Raw genomic sequence first — 18181 nt, forward strand, 5'->3', positions numbered from 1 at the left:
TTTTATTCCTCTTTGAGACCGTAGAGCTTGTGACGGAAGGCGGCCTTGTCCCTGAGATATGTGCCGGTCAGTGTCGCAACAACATATTCGCGGAAGTTTTCGCTGTAGCCCTCATAGGCTTTGTAGAAGCCTTGCTTGTCGAACACGAACCGCGAGACAAAGTCGCGCGGAACGAGCTCGGAGACCAGCCGGTTGACGAGCCATTGATCCTGATGCTGCGGGGCGGCGCGGACAAGCAGGAAGCGATTCTCGGGCGCGACGTCCTGCATCCTGATCGTACCCGTCGCGGCGATCGCCCGTGTCATTTCCTGAATGAAAGGATAAGTCCCGTCGCGCGCCACGAGCGCCGCATTGCGGTGGATCCAGGTCTGCAGCCATATTCTGTCGACATGCATCAGGTCCGCATTCGGATCGGCGGCGTTGACGAGCCCGCGGATCACCATATCCGCCCGATGCTGGAATAGGCCGGACTCCTGCACCCAGGAAGCCTGCGGCAATTGCAGCCGGTTCGTCGTCGCCAGGAAATCGTAAATGCGGGCATGGTCGGTTATGGCGATGTAGCTCACCTGCCAGGGCCGCGACCGGCGGAAGCCGGGCACCGAAGGATCACAGATGACGGTGGTCGTCTTCGCGTCGAGAAAGACGTAGACGCCGCCGAAGTGATTGGCCCAGAAGGCCTCATGGCGGAAGACGAGCTCGTCCGGCACGAGCACGTTCTGCCTTATGTCGCCGGTCGTCCTGGCGAGCTCCACCATCCGGCCGAGCATCGCGTCGTCCGCCCACGCGTTCGGCACCTTCTTCAGCCGGTCCACAAGCTCGCGCAGTTCGGTCGCCTTGCCGAGCATGTCTTCCGCCGAAAGCACCCGGAAGCGGACTTCGTTGATGGAAAGCAGATCGTCTATGTCTTCGACGACCGAGACCGAGTCCTCGATCTCGCCATAAAGCGCATCCTTGAGCGTTATCGCATTGATCGCGCGGCCATTGGCGTTGAAGAACTCGTGCATCAGCGCCGCCGTGTTGGAGAAGCTCGTGTGGACGACCGGCAGTTCCGCCTGCGCCGGCGTCAGGATAATGAAGCGCCGGTTGACCCGGTTCGGATCCAGATAGTCGCGATCGCCGATTTCCTCGGCTATCTCGGGCGAGAAGCCGGTCATGTCGATGCTGAACCGCTGAAGCTCTGTCGGTTTCAGCCCGAAGCCTTTGAGGGCCTTGTTATAGCGCGCAACGAGATGCGGCTCGGAAATGTCGAGCAGCCGTCCATAGATGAGCTCCGCTTCCAGAAGACGCTTCATGCGGCCATGTTCCTCATCGGCCCGCCCCCTGTTCAACCCGGATGAAGAGAGGGGCAGACCGAGACGCCAAGTTCAACACCCGAGTCATCTCTTCTTCTCCCCCGGAACGAAGGTCAAATCCGCACTCCTCACTTCCCGCGCCAACCGCTTTTCGAGCACCGCCACGATCGTCTCCAGCACCGCCGTGCGGTCATTGAAGATGTCGGTATTCCAGAAGCGGAGCACACTCCAGCCGTTCCCGACCATGTACCTGTCGCGCCTCTCGTCGCCGCCGCCGATCTGATGCTGGCTGCCGTCGACCTCGATAACCAGCCTCACGTCACGGCAGGCGAAATCAGCAAAATAAGGACCGATGGGGACCTGCCGGACGAATTTGAAGCCGTTGAGACGCCGGTCTCGCAGTTCCGACCAGAGGATCGATTCCGCGTCGTTGTCGGCCTGCCGCAGACTCCTCGCGCGTTCCGTCCGGCGTTCGTTCGCTCCTCTCATGATTGCGCTCTGCCCTGGGGTCTGCCCCTCACCCTAACCCTCTCCCCGCTTGCGGGGAGAGGGGACACCGTTGCGTTCTGCCTCAGCCTCCACAGACAAGGTCGAACTCGTCCCCTCGCCCCGCCTGCGGGGAGAGGGTTAGGGTGAGGGGCAGACCCAAGCGCAAACCTCGCAAACACAACCTTCACCCCTGCCACCTGCCCTCGCGCTTCATCGTCTCGATCTCTCGGACCGCCCTCTCGCGCTGGCGCTCGCGGCGGATGATCTCGCCGACGGCCGCATCGTCGGACTTGTCGGTGTAGCGGAACTCGCTATCGGCATAGCGGTTGATTTCCTGCAGCACCATGTCGATGGTGATCGGGCCGCGCAGTTCCTCGATCATGGCTTTCTTCTCGTCGTAGGGCTTATGCATGAACGAGCCCGCGTCCTTGAACCAGTCGTCGGGCACTTCCACGTCCATGGCCCTCAGCTTGACGGCATCGGTGATGTTCCTGATTGCACGTCCGGTAAAGCGGGGTTCCGCCTGCTTGATCATGTGCAGATAGGCGCCGACATCGGCAAGCGTGGCAATCTTGCCCTTCTCCTTCTGATATCGCTCCCAGACGGCGGCAAGCCCCTCCTCCTGCGGCCGCGCATGCGCAGCGTAGGATTGCGAGACTGCGCGCTTGATCTCCTGACCCGCAAAGAGCTCATGCTCCCCGAGCGGAATCTGATGGTTCTTGCCGACGAGCAGGGCGAAGATATCGATGTAGTCGTCCTCGGTCTGCGGTCCGTCGACCAGCCAGCGCGCGCCGGCGCGCTGGCGCAGCGCGTCGTCGACATTTTCCGGATGGTTCGAGAACATGCCGAAGGTACAATTGCCGCGCACCACCGTCGAGGCGCCGGCGAAGCTCTCCATCAGCACCGCCGTCACCTCGTGCTGTCCGGCCGAGGCGCGATCGTCCGAGCGCTTGGCCGCCACCTGATCGACATCGTCGATCGTGCCGAAGCCGATCGCCCGCGGGTTCATGACGTTGTTGACGAATTCCTTGCAGTTCTGGCCCGATTTGCCCTGATAGGAGGAAATCTGGTCGACTCCGAAATTCTCGTAATGAAACGGGTAGCCTGCAATGCCGCAATATTCATGCAGCATGCCGGCGAGCATCTGGATCAGGATCGTCTTGCCGGTACCCGGCATGCCGTCGCCGATGAAGGTGAAGAGAAAGCCGCCGAGTTCGACGAAGGGATTCATCTGCCGGTCGAAGTCATAGGCCATCAGCATCTTGGCGAGCTTCAGCGCCTGGTATTTGGCGATGTGGTTGCCGATGATCTCTTCGGGCTTTTTGAAGGTCATAATCAGCGGCTTGCGCTTCTGCCCCGGCGCGACGTCGAAACCGTCGAGCGTGAAATCGTCCTGGTCGAGCCGGATATGCACGCTCTCGAAATTCTGCAGCCCGGTGAAACGCGCCTTGCGCGCGATCAGACCCTCGATCGCGATGCGGGAAAAGGCGCGGGCCCGCGCGATCAGCGCAAGCTCGTCCGGCGCACCGGCGATGCTGCGATCGAGACCGGCGACCATGTATTTCACCGCGTCCTGGGGCGTATCGAAAAGGAAATCCGGCTCCGCGGCATCGTCCACCGGCTCTCCCTCTCCCTGCAGCGTCGCGCCGAGATAGGCGGCAAGTGTGAAGGCGGCGATATAAGCCGAAGCCGAGAGCAGCGCCTTGAAATGAGCCGCATCTTCGCCGGCGAGCGGCGCGGTGGCGTTACGCGCCTGCAACTGCTCAAGGCTCGTCTGACGAGCGAAGACATCGGCAACGGCCAGCGCCACCTGGATGCCGCGGCGGGTACGATAGAGCACCGAATGCTGCACCGGTGACAGGAGCGGATCGGCGCCGCGCACCGCCTGGATGGTACGCGCAAGTTCGACCTCGCGGCTGCGCCGCTGACCGCCGGTCGAGACCGTCGAGACGAAGCGTCGCCCCGTTCCTGCCAGAGGTGCGCCGGACGCACCCTCGTCCCGCTCGAGAATGGCGAGCTTGGTGACCAGGCTCTGAGCCACCGCCTGATGTCTGGCGATCTCGTCTTCATGCAGCGTCGTCAGCCCTGTGTTCAAAGCCATGGCTTAAACCTCGCTCACCACCTGGTTGCCGGATATGACATGCACCTTGTAATCGCCGAAGACCTGGGTGGCCTCGCCGGACGCGTAGAGCGCCTGATAGGCATCGTGCGGCACCAGAGCATGCTTCTCGTATGCGCTGACCCCCATCCGCGCCGCCTCGAGATTGGCGGTATCGATGTGAAACTCCTCCTGCGCCGGCGTGGAAGACCAGAAGCCACGCGTCGCCGGCCGCTCTGCCTTCGAGAAGACCTCTTGCACCGTCCAGGTGAGCAGCCACGCATTTTCCGTCTTGCGCACCCTGGAGAGAATGTCGTTGATCCTCGCATTGTTCTCGGTGATGCCGGCCGAATAGAAGGGGCCGAGCACGATCCGCCGAAGCTGCTTGGGATGCAGTTCCGAAAAATCCCTGTCGAGATTGGTGGCGATCGTCACCGGCGTCAGCGAATAGGCGCTGTTCTTGGAGGCGAAATCGTCGAAGCGGCTTGCGAGCTCCGGATTGAGCAGACCGCCGACCGGCAGAGGAATCTCGACTCCTGGATTGAGCTTGCCGTCCCCGGTAACCAGCATCTCGACGATGTTTTTCGAGGAATCCTCGATCGTCGCCATATAGATCATGGGCAGCGTCTGGCTGCCGTCGAACGCGCCCCAGGACACGACGTAGAAGGGTCGCATCGTCTTCGGATTGACCGCGACCCGGATCGTCTCCGGCAAAACGAAGGGCGAGAAGATATCTCCCTTGCCGATCTGTTCCAGATAGAGCCTTTCGGCCATGCGAGCCTGAAGCGCCTCGGGAAACGCTTTTTGCCTCAGGATGAAATCGACCATTTCCTCGCGCAGCGCATCGGCGGACGGGATGCTCGCAAGCCGCTTCTCCGCATTCTGCCGGTCGTTTTCGAGTTCCAGCACGTTCTGGAAAACGGGGAAGCCGCTTTCGGCGCGGGAGATACGAAACTGCTCGACGAAACCGATCCGGTTTTCCCAGCAGGCGATCGAAGCTTTCAGCCGGGCAAGATAGGGAACGATGACCTCGCCGACGACCGTATTGCGGTAGAGCGGCGAGTTGCGGTCTCCGAGGAACAGCTCAAGGCCTGCGAGCGCTGCGCGGATGGAGCCGAAATATTGCCTGACGGCCGGAGAAATGGCGGTATTCATGGCAGCTCTCCCGGCAAATGCCGAAAGGCGGTCGGAGATCGGGTCATTGCCGCCTTGCCGATCACTGCTTCACATAATTTGCGGCATTGTGCTTGTCCATCACCGTCTGGAAGCGGCGCGCGAAGGCGTCGTCGGCGAGTTTCTTGCGCCGCTGGATATCCTGGGTCGCAAGCATGTTCTTTTCATGCATCTCGAGCAAGTCGCCGATGTGGCGCTGTGCGGCCGCGCCGATACCGGCCATGGTCTCCTCGGCGGCCGTGTCCACCTGGCTGCCGAGCGTGTTGATCTTGTGCGCCACGTCCTGCTGCGCAGCCGTCTTCAGCGAGTCCTCCAGCGCCTTGTAGAGAACGATGCGCTGCTCGGTGTCGATGGTCAGCTTGTTGATCAGCGTGTTCTGCGCGGCGATCTGGTTGTTGAGCGAGTCGACAAAGGTCTGGAACATCGCCGTATAGCGTTCGAGCGTCTGGCTCTCGGCCAGAAGCTCCTGCTCCTTCGCCTGCCTTTCGTTGTACTCGGTCGCAAGCTGCGAACGCTCTGCCTCGAGGTCGGTGCGGGTCTTCTGGTCGGTCGAGGCCGCGATCCTGTTCTCGATGTCGAGCAGCAGAGGGTTGAGTTCCTCGATCCGCTTCTGAGTCTGTTCCAACGCCGCCATCGTGCCCTTGCGGCGCTCGATCACCTGGATGAGGCTCTGCTCGGAGGTCTTGTAGCGCTGGTCGAGGATGGCCTTCTGGTCCTTGAGAATGCCGACGATGGTATCCGATTTAGAAAGCAGTTCCTGCAAATTGCCGGCAAGCGACATGTTGCGCACGCGATCGGTGCGCAAACGCTGCATCTTTTGCCTGGAAAAGATGCCGATGAACTTCTCGTAGCCGGTGTAGCTCTTCATGCTCTCGAACTCGGCGCCGAAAACATTGGTCGCATCTTCGAGGCCAATGATCAGATCGGCGATATTGGCTTCCATCACCTTCTGCTGATTGACGACGTCCTGGATGCGGGCGTTCTCGATGTCGAAATCGACGTCGCCGAGCTTTGTGTCCGCCTTGGCGAATTGCTCGAGGACGACGCCGGACTGCTCGAGCTTGCTGCGCATGTCCTTGACCACGGTCCTGGTCTTCTCGATCTCGGCATCAAAATTCTGAAGCGTCGCCATTGCCTTCTCCCCTCAAGCCGCCCAGCAGTGCGCACCGGACTGTTTCAGCCCTTGATTGCACTTATATAAAGGATGTTTAGCACGGAACGACAAGGGCGCCGCCGCTTTTTCGAACGCACGGCAGCCTGCCGGCGGGGGCTTTATCGGGAGGCCGGTGTCCTTGGCGATCGCGCCGCCGGCGATCCGATCGCTCGCGCGTCAGCCTTCGCGCATCCGGTCTTCCCAATGGCGACGGCAATAGGATACGTATTTCTCATTGCCGCCGACATCAACCTGCGCCCCCTCGCGCATGACCTTGCCGCGACCGTCGAGCCGAACGACCATCGTTGCCTTGCGCCCGCAATGGCAGATGGTTCTGACTTCGCGCAGTTCGTCGGCAATCGCGAGCAAAGCCATGGAACCGGGAAAAAGCTTGCCTTGGAAGTCCGTCCGCAGGCCATAGGCCATGACCGGAATGCCGAGGCGGTCCGCCACCCGCGCCAACTGCCAGACCTGTTCTTCACCGAGGAACTGCGCCTCGTCTACGAAGACGCAGGCGATCTCACCGGAGCCATCACCATTCAGACGCTCGATCAGCCCGTAGAGGTCGTCCTCTCCGCGGAAGGGGATGGCGTCCGATTCCAACCCGATGCGAGATGCGATGCGCCCCTCCCCTGCGCGGTCGTCGAACGCTGCTATCAGCATAACGACTCGCATGCCGCGCTCCTGATAGTTGTAGGCGGCCTGCAGGAGCAGCGTGCTCTTGCCCGCGTTCATCGTCGCATAACTGAAATAAAGTTTGGACATGGCCTCCGGCTCCGGACATCGTGCCCGCTACATGACCGGGCAGGCGTCCGATGGCCAGAGCCTCTCGCGGCGACTCACAGATTTCGGCGAGGCGCGCGTCCGATGTCCCGCAGGTACCGATAGCCTCGGCGGCCGGCATTTCGCGGGCATTGCGACATTCGACGTCGCTTTATGCATCCCGTTAATGTACTGAGGCAATACACTTCTTTAAACGCCGGGGCGCTTGAATTCGCGCTTCATTGATGTTTGGCTAAAAAGAACACAAGGCAGGGGAACGACAACGATGATCAGGACACTTTCTCTCAAATTCATGTTGGCGGGAGCCGTTTGCATGGCAACCCTGACCGCCGGAAACGCTCTTGCGGCCGATCCGGAAAGCTGTAGCACGGTCCGCTTCTCCGACGTCGGCTGGACGGATATCACAGCGACGACGGCGACCGCGACGACCATCCTCAAGGCGCTCGGCTACGAGACGGATGTGAAGGTCCTGTCGGTGCCAGTTACCTACACCTCCCTGAAGAACAAGGACATCGACGTCTTCCTCGGCAATTGGATGCCGACCATGGAAGCGGATATCGCCCCCTACCGCGAGGACAAGTCCGTCGAGACGGTGCGCGAAAACCTCGCCGGTGCGAAATACACCCTTGCCACCAATGCCAAAGGCGCGGAGCTCGGGATCAAGGATTTCAAGGATATCGCCGCCCATAAGGACGAGCTCGGCGGCAAGATCTACGGCATCGAGCCAGGCAATGACGGCAACCGCCTGATCATCGACATGGTCGAAAAAGGCACCTTCGATCTCAAGGGTTTCGAAGTCGTCGAATCCTCCGAGCAGGGGATGCTGGCGCAGGTCGCCCGTGCCGAAAAGTCCGATAAGCCGATCGTGTTCCTCGGATGGGAACCGCATCCGATGAACGCAAATTTCAATCTTACCTATCTTTCCGGCGGCGATGACATATTCGGTCCGAATTACGGCGGCGCCACGGTGCATACGAACGTGCGCGCCGGCTACACGAGCGAATGCCCGAACGTCGGCAAGCTTCTCCAGAATCTCTCGTTCTCCCTCCAGATGGAGAACGAGATCATGGGCAAGATCCTGAACGACGGTGAGGATCCGGAGAAGGCTGCGGCCTCATGGCTGAAGGATAATCCGCAGGCCATCGAGCCCTGGCTTGCAGGGGTTACGACCAAGGATGGCGGCGACGGACTGGCCGCGGTCAAGGCCTCCCTCGGCCTCTGATCGGCGACAGATCACGCGTGGCATTCTGAATTGCTGCATGTTCCATGCTCCAATCGCTCCGATACGGGAAGCATGCAGTGAGGCGGGGAAAATACCCCGCCTTTTTTCCACCGGTCTTCCGACCTGAGTGTTGACCCTGGCAAGAGGGACCCTGTTTCGTGGAATTCCTGACTGAAAACCCAATCCCGATCGGCGCCTGGGCAAAGGCCTTTGTCGACTGGCTGACGACGAATTTCGATCTGTTCTTCGATCAGCTCGCCAATGTGCTTTCGGCGATCATCTCCGCCCTGCTCTATGTCCTCCAGACGCCGCATCCGCTCATCGTCATCGCGCTCGTGACGGCGCTCGCCTGGTGGTTCCGCCGCTCGATCGGCATTGCCGTTTTCACCTGTCTCGGGCTGCTCCTGATCGTCAATCAGGGCTATTGGCAGGAGACCACGGAAACGCTGGCCCTCGTCCTTGCGGCAACCTTCGTCAGCATGGCCGTCGGCGTGCCTCTCGGCATAGCTGCTGCGCGACGCGCCTGGATCTACTCGATCATGCGGCCGATCCTTGACCTGATGCAGACGATCCCCACCTTCGTCTACCTCATTCCGGCATTGATTCTTTTTGGTCTCGGCATGGTGCCCGGGCTGATCGCCACGGTCATTTTCGCCATTCCCGCACCGATCCGCCTGACGCGGCTAGGTATCATCTCGACGCCGCCTGCGCTGGTCGAGGCTGCAGAATCCTTCGGCGCCACGCCTTGGCAGGTGCTGCGCAAGGTCGAACTGCCCTTTGCCATGCCGCAGATCATGGCGGGTCTGACCCAGACCATCATGCTGTCGCTGTCGATGGTGGTCATCGCTGCCCTCGTCGGCGCCGACGGCCTCGGCGTGCCCGTCCTCAGGGCGCTGAACACCGTGAACATCGCCAGGGGATTCGAGTCCGGTCTCTGCATCGTCATTCTTGCGATCGTCCTCGACCGCCTTTTCCGCTCGTCCGATGAAGGAGAAGGCGCATGACCGACGCCGTCGTTTTCAAGAATGTCGACATCATCTTCGGCAAGAACCCGCAGGTCGCCGTGCAGATGGTCGATCAGGGCAAGACGCGCGACGAGATCGGTGCGGCCACGGGCCTGGTTCTGGGCGTCGCCGGAGCTTCGCTGACCATCAACGAGGGCGAAATCCTCGTTTTGATGGGTCTGTCCGGCTCCGGCAAATCGACGCTGCTCAGAGCCGTCAACGGCCTCGCACCGGTGGTGCGCGGCGAGGTCGAAGTCAAGACCGCGAACGGATCGCTGAACCCCTATCGCTGCAACGCGAAGTCCCTGCGCGACTTCCGCATGCATACGGTCTCGATGGTGTTCCAGCAGTTTGCGCTTCTGCCGTGGCGAACCGTGGCGGACAATGTCGGGTTTGGGCTCGAACTGGCCGGCGTTGCCGACTCCGAACGAAGGAAGCGCGTCGGCGAGCAGCTTGAACTCGTCAATCTGACCAAGTGGTCGGACCGCAAGGTCAACGAGCTCTCGGGCGGCATGCAGCAACGCGTCGGCCTTGCGCGCGCCTTCGCCACCGGAGCCCCGATCCTCCTGATGGACGAGCCGTTCTCGGCGCTCGACCCGCTGATCCGCACGCGCCTCCAGGACGAACTCCTCGAATTCCAGCGGCGGCTGAAGAAGACGATCATCTTCGTGAGTCACGATCTCGACGAGGCCTTCCGCATCGGCAACCGCATCGCCATCATGGAAGGCGGCAGGATCATCCAGTGCGGGACGCCGCAGGAGATCGTAAAGAAGCCGGCAAATCAGTACGTGGCCGACTTCGTCCAACACATGAACCCGATCACCATGCTGACGGCGAAGGATGTGATGCAGACCGGCGTCGAGCGAGCCGCCGCCAATGCCGGCGTTACGGCGACCGCCAAGCCCACCACGCCGCTTGTCGACATTCTCGACGCCCTGTCGCGCCAGCCCGGCAGCATCGGTGTCGTCGACAACGGCTCCGTCGTCGGGACCATCGACGCGCAAAACATCGTCGAAGGATTGACGCGCCACCGCAACAAAAGTTGACGCGGCGCGCCTCCGCCAATAAAGCCTGGAGCGAATGCTCCGGGCCCGATTTTGAGCGGCTGGCCGCATCGACGCGGAAGGATGCGAATCATGAGCGAGAAACCAAATGTGCTGCGCGAAACGGACGAGGAAGCGCGCAAGCTCGCCCGGGTTCTTCTTCGTTCGGCGAGAAGCGGCGCGCTCGCCGCGATAGAGCCGGGGAGCGGCGGCTTTCCCTTCGTCAGCCGAGTGCTCGTCGGAATCGACATCGATGGAACGCCGGTCATTCTCGTGTCGCGGCTTTCGACCCATACCCAAGCGCTCGCTGCGGACCCGCGCGCTTCGTTGTTGACCGGCGAGCCGGGCAAAGGGGACCCGCTCGCCCATCCTCGACTGACCGTCCAGTGCGAGGCGGAGGCGGTCCCGCGCGACGGCGCGCTCCACCCGCGTCTTCGCGAACGATTCCTTCGCCGGCACCCGAAATCCAAGCTCTATGTCGATTTTCCCGATTTCGGTTTCTTCCGTCTCAATCCGCTGCGGGCGAGCCTCAATGGCGGCTTCGGCCGCGCCTATTTACTGACGGCAGAGGATCTCGCCATCGCCTCACCGGCCGCCACCGCCCTCGCGGAAATGGAAGGCGGCGCGATCGACCACATGAATGCCGATCACGCCGAAGCGGTGAGGTACTATGCAACCACGCATTGCCGCGCGCCCGAAGGCGACTGGAAGCTGGTCGGCATCGACGCGTCAGGGCTCGACCTGTCCGACGGCGACCGTCTGCGCCGTCTCGAATTCGAGACGCCCCTTGCAGACGCTGCCGAATTACGGGCAATTCTAAAAAAACTTTACCGTTAATCGCAATTTAGCTACCCCCATTTCTTGCAGGGGGTGGTTGCCCTTTTATGCATCACGGCTAATTATCGTGCTTCGTCAATTATAACTACGTGTGATGAATTTTCGCATGGAGCACACGATGCAGCCTCTTCCGCCTGAAAAACACGAGGAAGCCGAGATAGCAGCCGGTTTTCTCTCGGCCATGGCAAATCCGAAACGCCTGCTCATCCTCGACTCTCTCGTCAAGGAAGAAATGGCCGTCGGCGCCTTGGCTCACAAGGTCGGCTTGAGCCAGTCGGCTCTTTCTCAGCACCTTTCGAAGCTTCGTGCCCAGAATCTGGTCAGCACCCGTCGTGATGCACAAACGATCTATTATTCGAGCTCTTCCGACGCCGTCTTGAAGATTTTGGGCGCATTGGCCGACATCTACGGCGAAGATACCGATGCCGTGGAAGACAAACCTCTCGTTCGCAAATCGGCGTAGTCTCCCAGAACGCGTCCTTCGACCGAACAGCACTGCCTCACCAAGCCCCGCCGATCTCATCGCGGGGCTTCGCTTTTCAGGATGCGAAGAAGCCTGTCCTCGACGTCCCGGCGTATTGCTGACTGCCCCGCAACTCCGTGCTACATGATCGCGCTATGAACCATGCGGGCGAAATTCTCATTCTAACCGGGCCGCCCGGCTCCGGAAAAACCACGACAGCGCAGGCGCTTGCCGCAGAGCCCGGATCATCGAAGGTCCATCTCCATTGCGACGACTTCTGGCATTTCATCAAGAACGGGGCGATACCGCCCTATCTGCCTGAGGCTCACGACCAAAACACCGTCGTCGTCGATGTGTTGACGAGGGTGGCCGCAGCCTACGCCAATGGCGGTTATTTCGTCATCGTAGACGGCATCGTCGGACCGTGGTTCCTAGAGCCATTCACGAAAAGCGCGGCACCGCTCCACTACGTCGTTCTGCGTCCGCCGCTCGATATCGCCATCCGGCGCTGCCAGCAGCGCGGCGGGGACACGCTGACCGACCCCGGACCCATCGCGGCGCTTCATCAACAGCTCTCGTCGCTCGGCCCACTTGAGCGGCATGCTCTCTCGACCGAAGGGCACACTCGGGAAGACACGCTGAGCGCCGTGATCCAGGCTGTAGAAGGCGGTTCGTTTCGCCTCGCTTGACGCCCATTGGCGGGCTGATAGTTTGACCAACGGGTAAAGAATCCGGCCCGAGGCAAGGCCGCATCGGCGAGACTCTTCGAGGAGAACAGACATGTCCAACCGCCTGAACACAACACCCAACGATCTCAGCGCCTTCTGGATGCCCTTCACTGCCAACCGGCAGTTCAAGAAGGAGCCGCGGCTCTTCGTCGGTGCCAAGGACATGTACTACACTACCCATGACGGGCGGACGGTTCTCGATGGCACGGCGGGACTCTGGTGCGTCAACGCAGGCCATTGTCGGCCGAAGATCACCGAAGCGATCCGCGAGCAGGCGGGCGAGCTCGACTATGCTCCGGCTTTCCAGCTCGGCCACCCCAAGGCCTTCGAGCTCGCGAACCGGCTCGTCGACATCGCGCCTGAAGGCATGAACCACGTCCTTTATACCAACTCGGGGTCGGAATCGGTCGATACCGCCTTGAAGGTGGCGCTCGCCTACCATCGCGCCAAAGGCAACGGCTCACGCTTCCGCCTCATCGGGCGCGAGCGCGGCTATCACGGCGTCAATTTCGGCGGCATTTCGGTCGGCGGCATCGTCGCCAACCGCAAGATGTTCGGCACGCTGCTGACGGGCGTCGATCACCTTCCGCACACGCATTTGCCTGCCGAGAACGCCTTTACCCGCGGCGAGCCCGAGCACGGTGCCGATCTCGCCACCGAACTCGAGCGCATCGTCACCCTGCACGATGCCTCGACGGTCGCCGCAGTCATCGTCGAGCCCGTGGCCGGCTCGACCGGTGTTCTCATCCCGCCGAAGGGCTATCTCCAGAAGCTGCGCGAAATCTGCACCAAACACGGCATCCTGTTGATCTTCGACGAGGTAATCACCGGCTACGGCCGCCTCGGAACGCCTTTTGCCGCTCAATATTTCGACGTCAAGCCCGATATAATCACCACGGCCAAGGGGCTGACCAACGGCGTCATTCCGATGGGCGCGGTCCTCGTGACATCGGAGATCCACGATGCCTTCATGACCGGACCGGAACACCTGATCGAGTTCTTCCACGGCTACACCTATTCGGGCAATCCGATCGCCTCGGCCGCAGCACTCGGAACGCTGGATACCTATAGGGAAGAGGGACTGCTGACTCGCGCCGCCGAGCTTGCCCCCTATTGGGAGGAGGCTCTGCACTCGCTGAAGGATTGCCCGCATGTCATCGACATCCGCAATATCGGGCTGATCGGCGCGGTCGAGCTCGAGCCGATCGCCGGAGAGCCGACGAAACGCGCCTTCTCGGCCTTCTTGAAAGCCTATGAGAAAGGCCTCCTGATCCGCACCACGGGCGACATCATTGCATTGTCGCCGCCACTGATCATCGAAAAGCAACAGATCGACGAGCTTTTCGACAAGCTGCGCGACGTGCTGAAAAACAATATCTGACGCGTTCCTCACCAACTGCGAAGCCCTTTCCCCCGGTCGGGGGAGAGGGTTATTGTTGTGAATCAATATCAAGGGCGAGGTGCACGCATGTCCGAAGCGTTGGAGCGTTTCATCGATCAGGGCGTCGGCCGTGAGCCGGCGGACATCGTGCTCAAGGGCGGGCGATTCTTCGATCTCGTCACCGGCGAACTCGTCGCCTCCGACATCGCCATCTCGGGCGAGCGGATCGTCGGCACCTGCGGCGACTACCGGGGCCGCGAGGAGATCGACGTTACCGGCCGCGTCGTCGTTCCGGGCTTCATCGATACGCATCTCCACATCGAATCGTCGCTCGTTACCCCGCACGAATTCGACCGCTGCGTGCTGCCGCTCGGGATCACCACCGCAATCTGCGACCCGCATGAGATCGCAAATGTGCTCGGCACCGAAGGGATCCAGTATTTCCTCGACTCGGCGATGGAGACGGTCATGGACATACGTGTCCAGCTCTCCTCCTGCGTGCCGGCGACCCACCTGGAAACGTCCGGAGCCGATCTGCCGATCGGCCGCCTTACGCCCTTCCGCCACCATCCGAAGGTGATCGGCCTTGCGGAGTTCATGAACTTCCCGGGTGTGGTCAACAAGGATCCGACTTGCCTTGCCAAGCTCGATGCCTTCCAGGACGGGCATATCGACGGGCATGCGCCCCTGCTCCGCGGCAAGGAACTGAACGGCTATCTCGCGGCGGGGATCCGCACCGATCACGAATGCACGAGCGCGGAGGAAGCGCTGGAAAAGATACGCAAAGGCATGCACATCCTCGTACGCGAAGGCTCCGTATCCAAGGACCTGCAGGCCCTCATGCCGATCCTCACCGAGCGGTTGTCGCCCTATCTGGCCCTCTGCACCGACGACCGCAATCCGCTCGATATCGCCGAGCAGGGCCATCTCGACCACATGATCCGCACGGCTATCGCCGCCGGCGTCGAGCCGCTCGCCATCTATCGCGCCGCTACGATTTCCGCCGCGCGCGCCTTCGGCCTGCGCGATCGCGGCCTCGTAGCGCCTGGCTGGCGCGCCGACCTCGTCGTCGTCGACAGCCTGGAAAACTGTAGGGCCGAATTCGTCCTCTCCGCCGGACGGCGCGTTACGGATGCTCTCTTCGCCGGGCGCAGGGCGGTCGCGCCGGTGGGACTCGATAGCGTCAAGGCACGCGAGGTCAAGGCCGCGGACTTCGGCCTTCCCTACGATGAAGGCGAGACTTCGGTGCTCGGCGTCCTGCCCGGCAAGATCATCACCGAACACCGCCGGTATCGCCTGCCCGCCGAAGGCAACCGGACCGGCATCGATCTCGACCGCGACATCATCAAGGTAGCCGTGATCGAGCGCCACGGGGTCAATGGCAATCATGCCAATGGCTTCGTCCAGGGTTTCGGCCTGAAGAAGGGTGCGATCGCGTCCACCGTCGGGCATGACAGCCATAACATCTGCGTCGTCGGCGTAAACGACGACGACATGGCGCTTGCCGTCAATCGTCTCGGCGAGATCAAGGGCGGCTTCGTCGTCGTCCATGACGGCAAGGTCACCGGCGAGATCGCCCTGCCTGTCGCCGGCCTCATGAGCCTCGAGCCTTACGAGCGCGTGCGCGACACCCTGCACCATCTGCGTCAGGCCGCCTTCGCCCTCGGCGCCACGCTGGAAGAACCCTTCCTGCAACTCGCGTTCCTGCCGCTACCGGTGATCCCGCATTTGAAGATTTCCGACCGCGGGCTCGTCGACGTGGACAGGTTTATGCTGATCGGGTGACGACCAGAGTGCGAGGCGCAGGCGCAGTTCCCATCAACGCAACCTCCCGCAGAAAACGTCGAGGGCGGCGAGCTTGATCGCATTATCAGCGAAAGCCGGTGCAAAGCCGGGCATCGGAAGCGGCTCGGCGACGAGCGTCGTCGGGAGGTGAAACGTCTGCGGCTCCTGGGTCAGGTTGAAGACGAACAGCAGCCGCTCGCCTTCCTTTTCTCTGGTGAAGACCAGAAGGTCCTGGTTGGTGCCGAGGAAGACCATGTCTCCGTCGAGCAGCGCGGCTTGAGCCCGGCGGAATGCGAGGGTCTGGCGATAATGCTCGAGCACGGAGCCTGCCACGCCCTCCTGCGCGTCCACCGCCAGCATCCGGTGAGCGTCGCGCACCGGCAGCCAGGGGAGCCCGGCTGAAAAGCCGGCATTCATCAGCTCTCTTTCCCAGACCATCGGCGTCCGGCACCCGTCGCGTCCGGCAAAGGCGGGCCAGAAGCGGATGCCATACGGATCGCGCAGTTCTTCGAAGGCAAGCTCCGCCTCCGGCAGGCCGAGTTCCTCCCCCTGATAAAGGCAGATCGAACCGCGCAGGCTGGCGAGCAACGACATGGCAAGCTTCGCCACGCGCTCCCGGTCGGCCGCGCGCGGCGCGAAGCGACTGACATGGCGCATGACGTCGTGATTGGAGAATGCCCAGCAGACCCAGCCGTCCGTTACCGTAGACTGGAAATTCTCGATGCAGCGGCGGAAGTGACGCGCGGTGAATTCCGGCCCGAGCAGGTCGAAGGTGTAGCACATATGCAGCTTGTCGCCGCCGCTCGTATAGGCGGCAACCGTCTGCAGCGAGCGTGACCCGTCGCCAACCTCCCCCACTGTCGCGCGGCCGCCATATTCATCGAGCACCGCTCGAAAACGGCGCAGAAAACCGAGGTTCTCCGGCTGCGTCTTGTCATAGAGATGGTCCTGCATGCCGTAGGGATTGACCTCCGGCGCGTCACGGCTCGTCGCATCCGGATCCGGCACGAGCGGGGGATTGTCCCGCAAAAGCCGGTCATGGAAATAGAAATTCGCCGTATCGAGCCTGAACCCGTCGACGCCGCGGTCGAGCCAGAAGCGGACTGTCGCGAGCACCGCCTCCTGAACCTCCGGATTGTGGAAATTGAGGTCCGGCTGCGACGACAGGAAATTGTGCAGGTAATATTGCCGGCGCACCCCATCCCATTCCCAGCCCGGACCGCCGAAGATCGAAAGCCAATTGTTCGGCGCCGTGCCGTCCGGCTTCGGGTCGGCCCACACATACCAGTCCGCCTTGGCATTGGTTCTGCTCGAACGGCTCTCGACGAACCAGGGGTGCCGGTCCGATGTATGCGAGATCACCTGGTCGATGATCACCTTGAGTCCCAGCCGATGAGCCTCAGCCAGCATCTCGTCGAAATCGGCGAGCGTGCCGAACATCGGGTCGACGTCGCAATAATCCGAAACGTCGTAACCCATGTCCGCTTGGGGCGATGTGAAGAAGGGCGAAAGCCAGATGGCATCGGCCCCGAGCGAGGCGATGTGAGCAAGCCGCCGGGTGACGCCGCGAAGGTCGCCCATGCCGTCGCCATCCGTGTCCTGGAAGGATCGCGGATAGATCTGATAGATCACCGCCCCGCGCCACCAGTTTTCGTTCAATCCCGATGCGGCCGGCATGCGCAGTTCTCCACGATTGGTTTAGCAATGCCAGATTTATCTTCACCTCCTCTTCGAGTAAACGCCGCCGTCAACATTCGCTTGCTCGTGCGGCGACATGCGCTTAATTCGGATCAGCGGAAAGGGAGGACTGAATGGCGGGGAAACTGCTTTCGATCGGCGAATGCATGGTTGAGCTCATGCAGGCGGAGGGTGACATGCTGCGCAAGGGCTATGCCGGAGACACCTTCAACACCGCCTACTACGCCCGGCTCTTCCTACCCGCGGACTGGACGGTCGATTATTTCACGGCCGTTGGAACCGACACCGTTTCGGGCGAATTGCTGGCCTTCATCGAGAGCACCGGCGTCGGCACGGCGCACATCCGCAAGATCGAAGGCCGGACGCCGGGCCTCTATATGATCCACCTCAAGAACGGCGAGCGCAGCTTCTCCTACTGGCGCTCAGCTTCCGCGGCGAAGCTGCTCGCCGACGATCCCGATCGGCTCCGGGCGGCGATCGAGGCCGCGAATATCGTGTTCTTCTCGGGGATCACCCTGGCGATCCTGTCGCCGGACGCGGCAGAGACGTTGCTTGCGGAGCTTCGGAGGGCGAAAGCGGGCGGGCAGCAGGTCGTCTTCGACCCGAACATCCGGCCGCGGCTTTGGGACGACGCCGCACGGATGCGCGCGACGATCGAAGCCGGTGCGCGGGCGGCAACCATGGTGATGCCGAGCTTCGATGACGAGGCGACGCATTTCGGTGATGCATCCGTGGAAGCGACGATCGAGCGCTATCGGGCACTGGGCGCCCAAAGCGTTGCGGTCAAGGACGGCGCGAACGGCGTGACGCTCTGCATTGCCGGCAAGGAGCGTGTTCACGTTCCCGCCTCGCGGGTTGACAGGGTCGTCGACACGACCAGCGCCGGTGACAGCTTCAATGGCTCCTTCCTCGCCCGGCTTGCCAGCGGCGACAGCCCCACCGATGCCGCGGCCTTCGCCGCCCGTATCGCGGCCGCCGTGATCGGGCACCATGGGGCGCTGATCGGACGGGACAAGCTGCCCCGGGGTTGAG

16 protein-coding genes are annotated in these 18181 nt (G+C 61.9%); 9 read left to right on the forward strand and 7 right to left on the reverse strand.

Annotation, left to right across the window (positions count from 1 at the left end; genetic code table 11):
* Positions 1-2 precede the first annotated feature (2 nt).
* The 6 genes from SINAR_RS0122555 to SINAR_RS0122580 form a co-directional block, all read right to left on the reverse strand.
* Positions 3-1292 (reverse strand): DUF6638 family protein, encoded by a 1290-nt coding sequence (locus SINAR_RS0122555; protein WP_028001177.1) that lies wholly within the window; start codon positions 1290-1292, stop codon positions 3-5.
* Positions 1293-1376: 84 nt separating this feature from the next.
* A complete protein-coding gene (locus SINAR_RS0122560) occupies positions 1377-1781 on the reverse strand; it encodes an endonuclease domain-containing protein (RefSeq protein ID WP_028001178.1) in 405 nt (134 codons plus the stop codon).
* A gap of 184 nt (positions 1782-1965) precedes the next feature.
* Positions 1966-3882, reverse strand: coding sequence for an AAA family ATPase (locus SINAR_RS0122565; RefSeq protein ID WP_028001179.1), 1917 nt, complete (start codon positions 3880-3882; stop codon positions 1966-1968).
* A gap of 3 nt (positions 3883-3885) precedes the next feature.
* Positions 3886-5034, reverse strand: a complete 1149-nt coding sequence (locus SINAR_RS0122570) for a hypothetical protein (protein ID WP_028001180.1) — start codon at positions 5032-5034, stop codon at positions 3886-3888.
* A gap of 61 nt (positions 5035-5095) precedes the next feature.
* Positions 5096-6184 (reverse strand): hypothetical protein, encoded by a 1089-nt coding sequence (locus tag SINAR_RS0122575; protein ID WP_028001181.1) that lies wholly within the window; start codon positions 6182-6184, stop codon positions 5096-5098.
* A gap of 198 nt (positions 6185-6382) precedes the next feature.
* Positions 6383-6970, reverse strand: a complete 588-nt coding sequence (locus SINAR_RS0122580; protein ID WP_028001182.1) for a thymidine kinase — start codon at positions 6968-6970, stop codon at positions 6383-6385.
* Between the two features lie 283 nt (positions 6971-7253).
* On the opposite strand from SINAR_RS0122580, the gene SINAR_RS0122590 reads away from it, so the two are divergent.
* The 8 genes from SINAR_RS0122590 (at position 7254) to ade (ending at position 15451) form a co-directional block, all read left to right on the forward strand.
* Complete coding sequence (locus SINAR_RS0122590; RefSeq protein ID WP_028001184.1) at positions 7254-8210, forward strand: choline ABC transporter substrate-binding protein; 957 nt, start codon at positions 7254-7256, stop codon at positions 8208-8210.
* A gap of 158 nt (positions 8211-8368) precedes the next feature.
* Complete coding sequence (gene choW / locus SINAR_RS0122595; RefSeq protein ID WP_028001185.1) at positions 8369-9214, forward strand: choline ABC transporter permease subunit; 846 nt, start codon at positions 8369-8371, stop codon at positions 9212-9214.
* The gene (choV, locus tag SINAR_RS0122600) at positions 9211-10260 is read left to right on the forward strand and encodes a choline ABC transporter ATP-binding protein (RefSeq protein ID WP_028001186.1); all 1050 of its coding nucleotides are present in this window, start codon (positions 9211-9213) and stop codon (positions 10258-10260) included. Before choW ends, choV begins: the two co-directional genes overlap by 4 nt.
* A gap of 90 nt (positions 10261-10350) precedes the next feature.
* Positions 10351-11094 (forward strand): HugZ family pyridoxamine 5'-phosphate oxidase, encoded by a 744-nt coding sequence (locus tag SINAR_RS0122605; protein ID WP_028001187.1) that lies wholly within the window; start codon positions 10351-10353, stop codon positions 11092-11094.
* A 118-nt stretch (positions 11095-11212) separates the two neighbouring features.
* Positions 11213-11557, forward strand: a complete 345-nt coding sequence (locus SINAR_RS0122610; RefSeq protein ID WP_028001188.1) for an ArsR/SmtB family transcription factor — start codon at positions 11213-11215, stop codon at positions 11555-11557.
* Between the two features lie 155 nt (positions 11558-11712).
* A complete protein-coding gene (locus tag SINAR_RS0122615) occupies positions 11713-12246 on the forward strand; it encodes an ATP-binding protein (protein WP_028001189.1) in 534 nt (177 codons plus the stop codon).
* Positions 12247-12337: 91 nt separating this feature from the next.
* Positions 12338-13666: an omega-aminotransferase AptA gene (gene aptA, locus SINAR_RS0122620; protein ID WP_028001190.1), complete on the forward strand. Its 1329-nt coding sequence runs from the start codon at positions 12338-12340 to the stop codon at positions 13664-13666.
* An 87-nt stretch (positions 13667-13753) separates the two neighbouring features.
* Positions 13754-15451, forward strand: coding sequence for an adenine deaminase (gene ade / locus SINAR_RS0122625; protein WP_028001191.1), 1698 nt, complete (start codon positions 13754-13756; stop codon positions 15449-15451).
* 33 nt (positions 15452-15484) lie between these two features.
* On the opposite strand, the gene bglA is transcribed toward ade, so the two are convergent.
* Positions 15485-17128 (reverse strand): beta-galactosidase BglA, encoded by a 1644-nt coding sequence (gene bglA, locus SINAR_RS0122630; protein WP_028001192.1) that lies wholly within the window; start codon positions 17126-17128, stop codon positions 15485-15487.
* Positions 17129-17262: 134 nt separating this feature from the next.
* Here bglA and SINAR_RS0122635 point away from each other — a divergent pair, with 134 nt between their 5' ends.
* Positions 17263-18180 carry a sugar kinase gene (locus SINAR_RS0122635; RefSeq protein ID WP_028001193.1) on the forward strand — a complete coding sequence of 306 codons (918 nt, stop codon included), beginning with the start codon at positions 17263-17265 and terminating at the stop codon, positions 18178-18180.
* The last annotated feature ends 1 nt before the right edge of the window (position 18181 follow it).

The organism is Sinorhizobium arboris LMG 14919, assembly GCF_000427465.1.
GTDB lineage: Bacteria > Pseudomonadota > Alphaproteobacteria > Rhizobiales > Rhizobiaceae > Sinorhizobium > Sinorhizobium arboris.